This is a genomic window from Sphingomonas sp. ABOLG, from assembly GCF_003950435.1.
Taxonomy (GTDB): domain Bacteria; phylum Pseudomonadota; class Alphaproteobacteria; order Sphingomonadales; family Sphingomonadaceae; genus Sphingomonas; species Sphingomonas panaciterrae.
Genome location: NZ_QQWW01000002.1, coordinates 167,102 through 179,860, shown reverse-complemented (window position 1 = coordinate 179,860; position 12,759 = coordinate 167,102). Strand labels below are relative to the sequence as shown.

Below are 12,759 nucleotides of genomic sequence, written 5' to 3'. Positions count from 1 at the left end.
ACTGTCAGAAAACGGCGGCAACCATCTGGCGGAACGCATCGGCGCGGTGGCTGATGGCGTGCTTCGCCTCTTCCTCCATCTCGCCGAAGGTCAGGTCATGGCCGTCGGGCAGGAACATCGGATCATAGCCAAACCCCTTGGTCCCGCGCGGCGGCCAGACGAGCGTGCCGTCGACGCGCCCCTCGAACCATTCGACATGGCCGTCGGGCCAGGCCAGCGCCAGCGCGCAGACAAAATGCGCGTCGCGCGGCGCATCCTCGATCTCCGACACGCGCGCGTGGACTCGGCGCATCGCCTCGCCGAAATCCTTCGTCTCGCCCGCCCAGCGCGCGGAGAAGATCCCCGGCTCGCCGTTCAGCGCATCGACGCAGATGCCGCTGTCATCGGCCAGCGCCGGAAGGCCCGACAGGTCGGCCGCCGCCTGCGCCTTCAGCTCGGCATTCATGACGAATGTCGTGCCGGTCTCTTCCGGCTCGGGGAGGTCGAGCTCGGCGGCCGACACCACTTCCAGGCCGTGCCCTGCCAGCAGGGCCGCGATCTCGCGCACCTTGCCGGGATTGTGGCTGGCGATCACCAGCTTGCCGGGCTGCAGCTTGCGGATCGCCTGCGGCTCGTTCCCCTCGCCGCTCATGCGCCGATCGCCCGATCCTGCGCGGCGAAGATCTCGTTGCAACCGATCCGGGCCAGCCGCAGCAGGCGCAGCAGCGCTTCCTCGTCATAGGTCGCATGTTCGGCGGTCGCCTGCGCTTCCGCGATATGCCCGTTCTGCAGCAGCACGAAATTGGCGTCCGCGTCCGCGTTCGAATCCTCGTCATAATCGAGGTCGAGCACCGGCTGCCCCTGGAAGATGCCGCAGCTCACCGCCGCGACCTTCTGGGAAATCGGGTCCTTCTCGATCTTGCCCGCCGCCATCAGGCTGTTCACCGCCATGCGCAGCGCGACCCACGCGCCGGAAATGGACGCCGTGCGCGTGCCGCCATCGGCCTGGATCACGTCGCAATCCAGCACGATCTGCCGCTCGCCGAGCGCCTGCATGTCGGTGACGGCGCGCAGCGAACGGCCGATCAGCCGCTGGATTTCCTGCGTCCGGCCGGACTGCTTGCCCTTGGCCGCCTCGCGGCTGCCGCGGGTGTGGGTGGCGCGCGGCAACATGCCATATTCCGCCGTCACCCAGCCCTGGCCCTTGCCGCGAAGGAACGGCGGCACGCGCTCCTCGACGCTGGCGGTGACCAGCACCTTGGTGTCGCCGAAACCGATCAGCACCGACCCTTCGGCATGACGGGTGAAGTTCGGCTCGATGGTGATGGCGCGCATCTGGTCGGGCGCACGGCCGCTGGGACGCATGATCATTATTCTCCGCAGATCATCCGACACCATCTGCATGGGCGCTGGTTTCCGGGAGGAAGGCGACCATCGGCAAATGTCATCAGGATGTTGATGTGCAACCGCGGTAGCCGCTTGGCAATTGTCGCGCCAGCCTGTCTTCCCTAGATTTGCGTTGTGAGTGCATCCCCTCCCATCGCCGAATTGTCGGATCGTGCGCGCGACATCTTTCGCCGCGTGGTCGACGGCTATCTCCACAGCGGCCAGCCGGTCGGGTCGAAGACGCTGGCGCAGGCCGGGCTCAACCTCTCGCCCGCCTCCATCCGCAGCGTGCTGGCGCAACTCGAGGAGGTCGGGCTGCTGGCCGCGCCGCATACCTCGGCCGGGCGGATGCCGACCGATCTTGGACTGCGCCTGTTCGTCGACGGCATGATGCAGGCGCTGGAGCCATCGGCCGAGGAGCGCGCGACGATCGAGGCGCGCGCCGGCCTCGGCGGCCCGGTGGAAGAGGCGCTGGCGGCGACCACCGCCGCCCTGTCGGGGCTGTCGGCTTGCGCCGGGCTGGTCATGGTGCCGAAGCGGGAACAGGTACTGCGCTCGATCGGCTTCGTGCCGCTGTCCCATGGTCAAGCGCTGGCGGTCCTCGTCAGTGAGGATGGCGCGGTCGAGAACCGCGTCGTCGACCTGCCCCCGGGCGTCGGGCCAGCCGCGCTGATCGAGGCGGGCAATTACATGTCCGCCACGCTGTCGGGGCTGACGCTGGCGGCGGCGCGGGCGCGGATCGACCAGGAACTGGCGCGGGACCGCGCGGCGCTCGACAGCGCGGCCCGCACCCTGATCGAACGCGGCATCGCGGTGTGGAGCGAAGACGGCGAACGCCGGCCGGTGCTGATCGTGCGCGGCCAAGGCCGGCTGCTCGACGATGCCGCCGCCGCCGATCTCGACCGGGTGCGCGACCTGCTCGACGATCTCGACGGCAAGCAGGAAATCGCCGCGCTGCTCGATTCCGCTCGCGCGGGCGATGCGACCCGCATCTTCATCGGCGCGGAGAACAAGCTTTTCGCGCTGTCCGGCTCCTCGGTGATCGCAAAGCCCTTCCGTGGCAGCGACGGGCGCGTGGTCGGCGTGGTGGGGGTGATTGGCCCCACGCGGTTGAACTACGCCCGCGTCGTGCCCATGGTGGATTTTACGGCAGCAACGCTCGCTCGCCTGATGGGTTGAGCAGCCAGATGATGACAGGGAAACAATGACCGACACGCAAAGCAACACGCCGGCCGAAGATCTGCGCGAGGAAACCGCTGCGGAGGCACCGGAAGTCGCCGAGCATGATCGCACGGCGGAACTGGAGAACCAGCTGGCGGAGGCGAAGCAGCAGACGCTGTACGCGCAGGCCGAGATCCAGAACGTGCGCCGCCGTGCCGAAAAGGACGTGGCCGATGCCCGCGCCTATGCCGCGACCAACTTCGCGCGCGACGTGCTGAGCGTGAACGACAACCTCGAACGCGCTTTGTCGTCGATCCCCGCCGAATTGCGCGAGGATGAGCGGGTGAAAGGGCTGATCGCCGGGATCGAGGCGACCGGGCGTGAACTGGTCAACGTGTTCCAGCGCAACGGCCTGACCCGGATCGAGGCGATGGGCCAGCCGCTCGACCCCAACCGGCACCAGGCGATGATCGAAGTGCCTTCGGACGCGGAGCCGGGCACGATCGTGCAGGAAATGCAGTCGGGCTGGATGATCCGCGACCGGCTGCTGCGCCCCTCGCTTGTCGGCGTCGCCAAGAAGCCGGCCTGAGCTCCCGGCCCCCGCGGCCTGCCCGCCGTCAGGCGGGCCGCTACCGGCTGGTGCCCTGCCGCACCGCCATGCCGTCGACCAGATTGGCCAACATCAATGGCGCGCGCTCGCGCACGCCCGCCGCAATTTCCTTCAGCCACGCCTGATCGCGTGACGCCGCGGCTCGGGTCGCGGCAATCGCCTCGGCCGCGCTGACCAGCTCGAACCGCACCGCCTCGCCGGGGGGCAGCTGGGCGAGCGCATCGATATCCGGCTCTATCACCACCGCGATGCGCGGGTAGCCGCCCGTCGTCTGATGGTCGGCAGTCAGCAGGCTGACCCGCCCCTCGCCATCAACCTGCAGCGCGCCGCGCACCGCCGGCCCGCTCGGCATGTCGATCCGCAGCGGCTGGAGCGCCGGCCCGTCGAGTCCCCGCCCCATGCGATCGAAGCGGCTCGTCGCGACAAAGCTGGCCGACGTCAGCAGCGCGAGCGCCTGCTGGCCAAAATGATCCTGCTGGGGGCCGAGCACCGCGCGAAAAAGGCCGCGCACAGGCCGATCCGGCGCCGCCGGCAACATCGCAAAGGCCAGGTTTTCGCGCGCCTCGGTGATTTCCACCACGTCGCCCGCGCCCAGCCGCCCGCCGCCCAGCGCGGCGATCAGATGCGTCGACTGGCTGCCGAGCCACGACGGCGCCTGCAGCGTTCCGGCGAAGGCAACATAGCCCCAGCACGCCTGCTCGACCCGCACGACGCATGTCGCCCCCTGCGGCAGCGTTAAGCGGCTCCATCCCCCAAGATCGACCCCGTTGACGGTGGCCCGCGCAGCGCCAGTGACCACCATGGCCGCCGCGCCCTCCTCGCACACGAACGTCAGGCCGCCGGGCGCGACTTCGATGCCGCTGGTACTGCCTCCGCACGCCGCCATCCCAGCGGCAAAGGCGCGCCGGTCGACCGGTCCCGAGGGCGGCACGCCGAAGCGGCGCCAGCCGGGCCGGCCGCCATCCTGCACACTGGTCATCGGGCCGGCATCAACGATCCTGAGACGCGCCCGGCTCACCCGAACATATCCCCATGAACCCGCGTGAAGCGCACGCGATCGCCGGGGTCGAACAGGAACGGGCGCTCGGCATCGGCATCCAGCACGCGCAACGACGTGCGCCCGATCACCCACCAGCCGGTCGGCATCGGCAGCGTCGTGATCAGGCATTGGGCGCCCGCGATCATGACGCTTCCCACCGGATAGCCGCGTACCGCAGCCGGCTTGCGCGGCAGGTGAATCGCATCGGGCACCCCGCCGAGATAAGCGTATCCCGGCGCGAAGCCGTACATATACACCCGATAGTCGCCCGCCAGATGCTGCTCGATCAGCGCCTCCGGCGTAATTTGCAGCGCCTCCGCCGCCGCCACGAGGTCGGGTGCCGCCTCCCCATCATAGCAGACCGGCACGTCATGGACGCGAGGTGCTGCCGTCAGCCTTTCTGCGTTCGTCACCAGCCGGAGTGCATGGCGCCCCACCGCTTCGTGGTCCGTCACCAGCGGATCGAACACCAGCAGGAGGCTGGCGTACGCCGGCACCGTCTCGCACAGGCCCACCGGCGGGTCGGCCTGCACGGCCTGATCGAGCGCCACGACATGCGAGTAGACCGCATCGTCGATAGTTTCGCCGAAATCGACCAGCAGCGCCGCCGCACCTGCCGGCCGGAGCACCGGGCTCGTCATGCGTCGTGCACGAAGGAGGTGATAGCGATGCCGTGTTCGCTCAGCGCCGTGCGGATCGATCGCGCCATGTCGACCGCGGAGGGATTGTCGCCGTGCACGCAGATCGAATCCGCCTGTAGCGGGACCTGCCCGCCATCGACGGTGAGCATGGCGCCGGTTTCGAGGAAGCGCAGCAGGCGATCGGTCGCCTCCGCCGGATCGTGAATGATCGCGCCGGGTTGATCGCGCGGCACCAGCAGGCCCGCCGCGGTGTAGCCGCGATCGGCGTAGATCTCGCGGTACACCGTCATTCCGAGCGCCCGGGCCGCCAGCTCAAGCTGCGTGCCCGCGATGGCGAGGATGCCGAGCTGCGGATCGATTGCCTGAACCGATCGCGCGATGGCATCGGCCGCGTCGCGCTCCACCGCCGCGACATTGGCGAGCGCGCCATGCGGCTTCACGTAGCGGACGCGATGCCGAGCGAGCGCGCCGATCGCCACCAGCGATCCTACCTGCGCGGCGACGAAGCGGCCGATCTCCTCAGGCGGCGCGATCAGCCGACGACGCCCAAAGCCGGCCATGTCGGGATAACTCGGATGCGCGCCGACCACGACCCGCCGATCGCGGGCCATCTCCAGCGTGCGGAACATCGTCTCCGGGTCGCTCGCATGGCCGCCACAGGCGACATTGGCACTGGTGACGAGCGACAGCATCGCCGCATCATCGCCCATCGTCCAGGGGCCGAAACCCTCCCCCAGATCGGCATTCAGATCAATCGTCCGCACCGCGCCTGCTTACGCGTCCGGCGCCGGATTGTCGAAGCCGCGTGGTTCAGAGTGACTGGCCGTCGTCGATGTCGATCACCGACCCGGTCACCATCGCGCTCGCGTCCGAGGCGAAATACAGCAGCTGGGGGTCGAGGACGTCGATCGGCATGAAGCGGCGGCGATGCCAGCCCGCGACCTGCCGGGCGCCGCCCTCGGTCTCGAACCAGTCGCCGGCGATCTCGGTCTGGATATAGCCGGGCTGAAGCACGTTCACGTTGATGCCCAGCCGCACCCATTCGCGCGCCAGATTGCGGCCGAGATGCGCGACGGCCGCCTTCGACGCGGCATAGGCGCTGTCGCCATGGCCGGTGACGTGCGCGGTGATCGACCCGATCAGCACGATGCGGCCGCGGCCACTCTCACGCGAGCCGGCGGCGATCATCCGCCGCGCCCCCTCTCGCGCGGTCAGCAGCACGCCGGTGAAATTGGTATCGATCGTCTGGCGCAGCTTGTCCGCGGGGATGTCGATCGCGCGGCCACCATTGGCAACACCGGCATTGGCGACAACCGTGTCGATCGCGCCGAAATGCGCTTCGGCGGCATCATAAGCGGCGGTGATGGAGGCTTCATCCAGGACATCGATGGCGACCGGCAAGGCACGATCCCCGAGCCGGTCGGCAAGGTCGCGCACCCGATCGACACGGCGCGCGCCGATCACGACCCGCGCACCCGCAGCAACGAAGATTTCAGCGAAGTGAGCGCCCAGGCCCGACGATGCGCCGGTAATCAGCGCGGTGCGCCCCGTGAGATCGAAACTCATCTCGCCCCTCCTGACGCCCATCATGGCGCCAGTCCGGCGAAGCGGGCTTTTAGCTGGTGACCCCTACGGGACTCGAACCCGTGTTTCAGCCGTGAAAGGGCCGCGTCCTAACCACTAGACGAAGGGGCCAGCGAGGGGGCTGCTAGAGGGGCCAAAGCCGGCTGTCAACGCCCCGATGCATCAATCTGCCCATGCAGCATCATCAATATGCAATTCTGCGGCAGGCCGCTGCGCCCAGTCATCCACCTTGGCGCGCCCGGCGAGCCACAAGCGACGGTGCGAGGGCGCGCCGAGCAATGCGGCGCCGAGCGCGGTATCCGCCGCGCGGAACGCCATCGCCTTCAGGCTGCGCCCGTCATCCCCGGCGACGATCGCACGGACATGGCCGTTACCGACGACATCGACGCGTACCGGGCGGACGCGGCCGATGGCGACACGCGGGCTCGGCCACCCGGCGCCATAGGGCCCGCCCGCCTCCAGCGCATGGACCAGGTCGGGCGTCACCCCGCCGGGGGCGTGAACCGAATCAACCAGCAGCGCGCGGTCAGCCACGGCCGCGGCGATCCGGTCGCGCAGCAATTCTTCGAGGAAGTCGGCAAAGGCCGGAATCTGGTCCGCCGCAATCGTCAGCCCGGCTGCCATGGCGTGGCCGCCGCCAGCGACGATCAGCCCGGCCTCCTTCGCTGCGTGGATGGCCTGCCCCAGATCGACGCCGGTGATCGAGCGTCCGGAGCCCTTGCCGACGCCGTTCTCGTCGATGGCGATGACGATCGCTGGCTGACCCAGTTTCTCCTTCAGGCGGCCAGCGACGATGCCGATGACGCCGGGGTGCCAGCCGACACCGGCGACGACGGTCATGCTGCGGCCCGCGGCGCACATCGTCTCGGCCTCTGCCTGGACCGCGGCCTCGATCGCGCGGCGCTCCTCGTTCAGCCGGTCAAGCTCAGCGGCGATCGCGCGCGCCTCCGCCGGATCGTTGGTGGTGAGCAAGCGCACGCCAAGATCTGCTCGCCCCACCCGGCCACCCGCGTTGATGCGCGGTCCGAGGGCAAAGCCAAGATCGGTCGCGGTCGGTGCGCGGGTCAGCCGCGATGCCTCGATCAGCGCGGCGAGGCCGATGTTGCGCCTGCCGGCCATGACCTTCAGCCCCTGCGCGACGAACGCCCGGTTCAGCCCTCGCAATTGCGCGACATCGGCGACGGTGCCCAATGCGACGAGATCGAGCAGGTCGAGCAGCCGCGGCTCTGCGCGGGCGGCGAAATAGCCGCGCCCGCGCAGAACGCGGAGCAGCGCTGCACCGAGGAGGAAGGCGACGCCGACCGCTGCCAGATGGCCGTGTGCGGCCCCTTCCCCTTCATCGAGGCGGTTGGGGTTCACCACGGCATGCGCCAGCGGCAGCTCGCTCGAACATTGGTGATGATCGACGACGATCACATCCACCGGGACAGCGTGGGCGGCAGCAAGCGCGTCAAACGCCTGCGCGCCGCAATCCACCGTCACGATCAGCGACGCGCCTTCGTGCGCCAGCCGGGTCATGGCCGCGACGGTCGGGCCATATCCCTCCGTCATCCGGTCGGGAATATAGACCCGCGCCTCGACACCAAGCTGACGCAGGAGGAGGAGCATCAGCGCCGAGGAGGTCGCGCCATCCACGTCATAATCGCCGAAGATGGCGATGCTCTCGCCGCGCTCGACCGCGTCAGCCAGCCGCATTGCCGCCGTGTCCATGTCGCGGAAGATCGACGGGTCGGGCATGAACGCGCGGATCGAGGGCGCGCGATGATCATCGAGCGCCTCGGGCGGACACCCCCGCGCCAGCAGCAGCTGGGTGACGAGATCGGTGGGGGCAAGATCCTCCGCCGCGGTCGCGCGCCAGCGCCACGGCTGGCCCAGGATCGAGCGTTCGACACCCAGCACATGTCTCATGACGTCACGCCGCCGGGGTCCAGGGCGCTTCGCGGAACCATTTGGTGATGATGTACTTCACGCCCTCCGACACCGACGTCCCCTCGTGCAGGGTCGCGGTGTTGGGGCTGCCATCGGGGTTCATGTTGTTCCAGGCGAGCAGCGTGCCCCGCTTTGGCTTCACGCGCACGCCGGCCTGTGGAAACCATGTCGCGCCGCCCTCGTCGACGTCGTTGAGGAAGATCATCGCGGTCCACACGCGCTGCCCGCCGGACGCCTTCATAGACGGCCAGTAGCTTTCGCCCTCGTGAAAATAATCGTGATGCGCCTTGAAATACTGACCGGGGGCGTAGCGTTGCCCCTGCATCGTCTCGCCCCAGGCAGGGTCAATGCCCAGCAGGTTGGCGAGGCCCACGTCGATCGGCTCGATATCGGGCGCGCGGCGGTTCATGTCGCAGCTTTCCGACGTGCGGAACGAGCTGTCGCCACTGTCCGACAACAAGGTCGAGGGGCGCCGATTAGCGTCGATCATCGCGACCAGCCGCTTGCACGTCGCAACGTCCAGATAGTTCGGAATCTTCCACGCCGCCGCTTGCTCGCTGGGCAGCCGGATCGATCGGGGGTCCGCATCAAGCCGTGCTGCCACCGCAGCGCCGATCGCGGCGCGGTGAGCGGAAGGATGACCGGGTACGCTGGTGATCGCCATGACGTCTATTTGCGCGCCAGTCCGGCGATAGCAAGACGAAGGTCGGTCGGGGATCGGCGACACGCCTTCGAACAGCGGGCCGAACGGAACGGGTGGGGAGCTTCTGTTGCCCGGCGCTCCCCGTGCCGCTGGAATCCGCTTCTGTTGCCCGGTGCGGTCCAACCGCGCTATTTTGGTTTAACCTTAGGCCGTTAAGCCGTCAGGTTACGCCGCAATCGCGAGTGCTTCGTTATCGTTGGCACTTGTGTATGGGCCGTCACGGTGGTCCCATTCCGAGCAAAAACCAGCGCTTTTCAACACACGTCGATCCTGGTTCGGCCCCGTCAACGTCCCTGCTGAAAGCAGAAGCGATGGTGGAGCCGCCGGGTACTGCCCCCGGGTCCGCTGTGCCTATTCTTCGCCGGCGTTTATCGCCATAGCCGCGGGGCAAGCCCCGCGAGCCCGACCCATATAGGATGGCGGACAGAAAGTTGGAAGGGCTAGAAAGTTGGCCGGCGCGCCTTCCAGTCGCCATAATGCGGGTGCATATAACAGGGTATCATGCTTACCCAGCGTTCCCGTTACGGCCTCCGCTCGATGATCTTCCTCGCGACGACACCGGCCGGCGGCCCGCCCGTGCCGATGAACCGCATCGCCGTAGAGGCGAATGTGCCGCGCAAGTTTCTTGAGCTGATCCTCGCCGATCTGCGCGATGCCGGGTTGCTGCACAGCCATCGTGGCAAGATGGGCGGGTACATGCTCGCCCGGCCAGCACACCTCATCTCCCTGGGCGAGATCATCCGCGTGATCGAAGGGCCGCTCGCGCTGGTGCCCTGCGTGAGCCGCACCGCTTATCGCCCCTGCAAGGACTGCAAGAGCGAGGCGGACTGCGCCATCCGGCACGCGATGGCGCGGGTTCGCGACGAAACCGCACGGATCCTCGACGGCACCAGCCTGGCCGACGCGACGGCAGAGGAGATGGCCGCGGCCTGAGCAGGCTGCGGCCGCCCCCGGCGATCATGCAGGGGGACGCGCCTTCAGTTCGTCGCGGATCTCGCGAAGAAGCGCGATTTCAGCCGCTTCTGCCTTCGGCTCCTCGGCCGCCTGCGCCTTTTCCTTCTCGAACATGGCCATCGCGCGGTTCACCGTCCGCAGCAGCATGAAGATGATGAAGGCGACGATCAGGAAATTGACCGCCTGCGTGACGAAGGCGCCATAGCCGATCAGCGGCACGCCGGCCTGCTTCAGCGCGACATAATCGGTGGAGCCAGCGAGGTTCGGCGGAATCTTGCCCAGCGGTATGAAATAGCTCGAGAAATCGAGCCCGCCGAAGATCCGGCCGATGATCGGCATCAATACGTCTTCGGTCAGGGAGGTGACGATCTTCCCGAATGCGGCGCCGATGATCACCGCTACGGCGAGATCCAGCACGTTGCCCCGCGCGATGAACGCCCGGAATTCCTTGAGCATGGCTCATCCCTTCATCGTTTCCGCGACGATATCGGGGCATTGCCCTATCGCCAAGAGCGCACACCGTCCTATATTGATCATACAGTGTTTTCTTGGAGACCCACGCCCATGACGTTCCGTCCCCTGCTTCTTGTCGCTGTTTCCGCGAGCCTCGCCGGCTGCGGCATCAACAGCGTGCCCACCGCGGAGGAGAATGCCAAGGCGCGCTGGGCTGATGTGCAGAACCAGTATCAGCGCCGCGCCGATCTGATCCCCAACCTGGTGTCAACCGTGAAGGCGGCCGGCGCGCAGGAGAAGGAGATCCTGACCGAAGTGACCCAGGCCCGCGCCTCGGCCAACCAGATCCAGGTCTCGCCCGAGGAGCTGAGCGATCCGACCAAGATGCAGGCATATCAGCGCGCGCAGGCCGGCCTGACGCTGTCGCTGCAGCGGCTGCAGGAAGCGTATCCGGAGCTGAAGAGCCAGGGCAATTACACCACCCTGATGAGCCAGCTCGAGGGCACCGAGAACCGGATCACGATCGCGCGCAACGACTACAACACCGCGGTGCAGGAATATAACACCAGGATCCGCACCTTCCCGGATGCGATCGGCGCAAAGATCTTCTACGGCGCGAAGCCGATGGTGCCGTTCGCCGCGACGACGCCGGGCGCGGAGACAGCCCCCAAGGTCGATTTCGGGGCCTGATCACCGAATGACCATCTCCGTCCCCGTTCGTTGGAATGCCGGATCGTTCGTCGCAGGTGTCGCTGCCAGCACCGGCGGATTGACCCCGTTGGTGCTGCGCGCCTGGATCGTCCGGCTGCTTGCCGCGATGATGATGGTGCTGGCGTTCGTCGCCAGCCCGTCATCGGCGCAGACCTTCCCGAAGTTCACCGGGTTCGTCGTCGATGCCGCGAACGTCCTGCCACCCCAGGTGGAGGCGGACCTGACCACCAAGCTCGACGCGCTTCAGCGTGACACGAAGCGGCAGCTGGTGGTGGTCACGGTACCTAGCCTCGAGAATTATCCGGTCGAGGAATATGGCTACAAGCTGGGACGCGAATGGGGCGTCGGCCTGAAGGATGTCGACAATGGCGCCATCCTTCTCGTCGCGCCGAACGAGCGCAAGGTGCGCATCGAGGTCGGTTACGGGCTGGAACCCTTCATCACCGATGCACTGTCGAGCGTGATCATCAACCAGGCAATCCTCCCGCGCTTCAAGGCGGGTGACCTGCCGGGCGGCATCGCGGCGGGCACCGATGCGCTGGTGACTCAGCTGCGCTCCTCGCCCGAGGAGGCGCAGGCGCGGCTCGATGCGGCGGTGAAGCAGTTCGATCAGGCCAACAAGGCGCAGCGCACCGGCGGCGACGGCGTGCCGATCGGCATCGTCTTCTGGGGCATGGTCGCGCTCTTCGTCTTTCTGTCGGTCGCGCGTCGTCGCGGCGGTGGCGGCAAGCGCTATCGCGGCGATGGCAGCGGCGCTCTCCCGGTCGTGCTCTGGTCGATCGCCAACGAGATTGGCCGAGAGGCCGGCCGTGGCGGCTGGGGCGGTGGCTCCGGCGGCGGCGATTGGGGTGGCGGCGGTGGCGGCTGGGGTGGCGGCGGCTTCGGCGGCGGCGGCGGTGGCGGCTTCGGCGGCGGCGGCGCCTCGGGGGATTGGTAATGCATCTGAGCCCCGAAGATCATGCGGCGGTAACCGCCGCGGTTAAGGCTGCCGAAGCGAATACGAGCGGTGAGATCGTCACGATCGTCGCCGGCCGGTCGGACAGCTATGTCGACATCGGCGTCCACTATGCCGCGCTCGCCATGCTGCTGGTGCTGGCGGTACTGGCGACCTTTCCGGAATGGGTCGATCACCTCCACGCGCTGATCCGCGATCCCTGGACCGATCATGTCTCCACCGGTGCGGCGCTCACCATTGCGACCGCGCTGGCGGCGCTGGCCTTTGTTGCGGTTCGGCTGATCCTGACGGCTGCGCCGCTTCGGATCGCGCTGACGCCGCGCGCGACCAAGGCGCGCCGCGTGCGCCGCCGGGCGCTGGCGCTGTTTCGCGCCTCCGCGGAGCATCGCACGATGGCGGCCACCGGCGTGCTCCTGTACCTGAGCCTCGCCGAGCATCGCGCGGAGATCATCGCGGACGTCGGTATCCACGAGCGTGTGTCGCCCGACGTCTGGGGCCATGCGATGGCGGCGCTGATTGCTGGCGTGAAGGACGGCCGCGCCGGCGAGGGCATGGCCGCGGCGGTCGAGGAGATCGGCGTCGTGCTGGCCGAGCATTTCCCCCGCAGCGGCAGCAATCCGAATGAGCTGCCCGACCGCCTGATCGAGCTCTGAC

At 68.0% G+C, this 12,759-nt stretch carries 15 protein-coding genes, 1 tRNA gene and 1 other RNA gene; 6 read left to right on the top strand and 11 right to left on the bottom strand.

Annotated features, from left to right (window positions below; translation table 11 throughout):
• Positions 1-4: 4 nt before the first annotated feature.
• A complete protein-coding gene (gene rdgB, locus CA236_RS02885) occupies positions 5-631 on the bottom strand; it encodes an RdgB/HAM1 family non-canonical purine NTP pyrophosphatase (RefSeq protein WP_125944462.1) in 627 nt (208 codons plus the stop codon).
• Entirely contained in the window at positions 628-1,344 is a 717-nt protein-coding gene (rph, locus tag CA236_RS02880) for a ribonuclease PH (RefSeq protein ID WP_046411647.1), read from the bottom strand. The genes rdgB and rph overlap by 4 nt, the downstream gene beginning before the upstream one ends.
• A gap of 156 nt (positions 1,345-1,500) precedes the next feature.
• On the opposite strand from rph, the gene hrcA reads away from it, so the two are divergent.
• Together hrcA and grpE are read left to right on the top strand one after the other, a co-directional pair.
• On the top strand, positions 1,501-2,544 hold the full coding sequence (gene hrcA / locus CA236_RS02875) for a heat-inducible transcriptional repressor HrcA (protein WP_206430495.1): 1,044 nt from the start codon (positions 1,501-1,503) through the stop codon (positions 2,542-2,544).
• 25 nt (positions 2,545-2,569) lie between these two features.
• Positions 2,570-3,115, top strand: a complete 546-nt coding sequence (gene grpE / locus CA236_RS02870; RefSeq protein WP_125944461.1) for a nucleotide exchange factor GrpE — start codon at positions 2,570-2,572, stop codon at positions 3,113-3,115.
• A gap of 40 nt (positions 3,116-3,155) precedes the next feature.
• Here the strand turns inward: grpE and CA236_RS02865 are convergent, their stop codons facing one another.
• The 8 genes from CA236_RS02865 to ssrA form a co-directional block, all read right to left on the bottom strand.
• Positions 3,156-4,154 (bottom strand): allophanate hydrolase, encoded by a 999-nt coding sequence (locus tag CA236_RS02865; RefSeq protein WP_125944460.1) that lies wholly within the window; start codon positions 4,152-4,154, stop codon positions 3,156-3,158.
• A complete protein-coding gene (locus CA236_RS02860; protein WP_125944459.1) occupies positions 4,151-4,816 on the bottom strand; it encodes an allophanate hydrolase subunit 1 in 666 nt (221 codons plus the stop codon). Before CA236_RS02860 ends, CA236_RS02865 begins: the two co-directional genes overlap by 4 nt.
• Positions 4,813-5,580, bottom strand: coding sequence for a 5-oxoprolinase subunit PxpA (locus CA236_RS02855; protein ID WP_125944458.1), 768 nt, complete (start codon positions 5,578-5,580; stop codon positions 4,813-4,815). The genes CA236_RS02860 and CA236_RS02855 overlap by 4 nt, the downstream gene beginning before the upstream one ends.
• 46 nt (positions 5,581-5,626) lie before the next feature.
• On the bottom strand, positions 5,627-6,382 hold the full coding sequence (locus CA236_RS02850; RefSeq protein WP_046410139.1) for an SDR family NAD(P)-dependent oxidoreductase: 756 nt from the start codon (positions 6,380-6,382) through the stop codon (positions 5,627-5,629).
• Positions 6,383-6,436: 54 nt separating this feature from the next.
• A tRNA-Glu gene (locus CA236_RS02845) sits at positions 6,437-6,511 on the bottom strand.
• A 51-nt stretch (positions 6,512-6,562) separates the two neighbouring features.
• Positions 6,563-8,308, bottom strand: a complete 1,746-nt coding sequence (gene recJ / locus CA236_RS02840) for a single-stranded-DNA-specific exonuclease RecJ (RefSeq protein WP_125944457.1) — start codon at positions 8,306-8,308, stop codon at positions 6,563-6,565.
• Positions 8,309-8,312: 4 nt separating this feature from the next.
• Complete coding sequence (locus CA236_RS02835; RefSeq protein WP_046410137.1) at positions 8,313-8,993, bottom strand: 2OG-Fe(II) oxygenase; 681 nt, start codon at positions 8,991-8,993, stop codon at positions 8,313-8,315.
• A 91-nt stretch (positions 8,994-9,084) separates the two neighbouring features.
• Positions 9,085-9,473, bottom strand: a transfer-messenger RNA (tmRNA) gene (gene ssrA / locus CA236_RS02830).
• Between the two features lie 60 nt (positions 9,474-9,533).
• Here ssrA and CA236_RS02825 point away from each other — a divergent pair.
• A complete protein-coding gene (locus CA236_RS02825; protein WP_046410136.1) occupies positions 9,534-9,965 on the top strand; it encodes an Rrf2 family transcriptional regulator in 432 nt (143 codons plus the stop codon).
• A gap of 24 nt (positions 9,966-9,989) precedes the next feature.
• Here CA236_RS02825 and mscL read toward each other — a convergent pair whose 3' ends face one another.
• Positions 9,990-10,442: a large conductance mechanosensitive channel protein MscL gene (gene mscL, locus CA236_RS02820; RefSeq protein ID WP_125944456.1), complete on the bottom strand. Its 453-nt coding sequence runs from the start codon at positions 10,440-10,442 to the stop codon at positions 9,990-9,992.
• Between the two features lie 108 nt (positions 10,443-10,550).
• Between mscL and CA236_RS02815 the strand changes: the two genes are divergently transcribed.
• The 3 genes from CA236_RS02815 to CA236_RS02805 are packed head-to-tail and all read left to right on the top strand — an operon-like array spanning position 10,551 to position 12,758.
• Positions 10,551-11,129 carry a LemA family protein gene (locus tag CA236_RS02815; RefSeq protein WP_046410133.1) on the top strand — a complete coding sequence of 193 codons (579 nt, stop codon included), beginning with the start codon at positions 10,551-10,553 and terminating at the stop codon, positions 11,127-11,129.
• A gap of 7 nt (positions 11,130-11,136) precedes the next feature.
• Positions 11,137-12,087 carry a TPM domain-containing protein gene (locus CA236_RS02810; protein WP_125944455.1) on the top strand — a complete coding sequence of 317 codons (951 nt, stop codon included), beginning with the start codon at positions 11,137-11,139 and terminating at the stop codon, positions 12,085-12,087.
• Positions 12,087-12,758 (top strand): hypothetical protein, encoded by a 672-nt coding sequence (locus CA236_RS02805; RefSeq protein ID WP_186313920.1) that lies wholly within the window; start codon positions 12,087-12,089, stop codon positions 12,756-12,758. The genes CA236_RS02810 and CA236_RS02805 overlap by 1 nt, the downstream gene beginning before the upstream one ends.
• The last annotated feature ends 1 nt before the right edge of the window (position 12,759 follow it).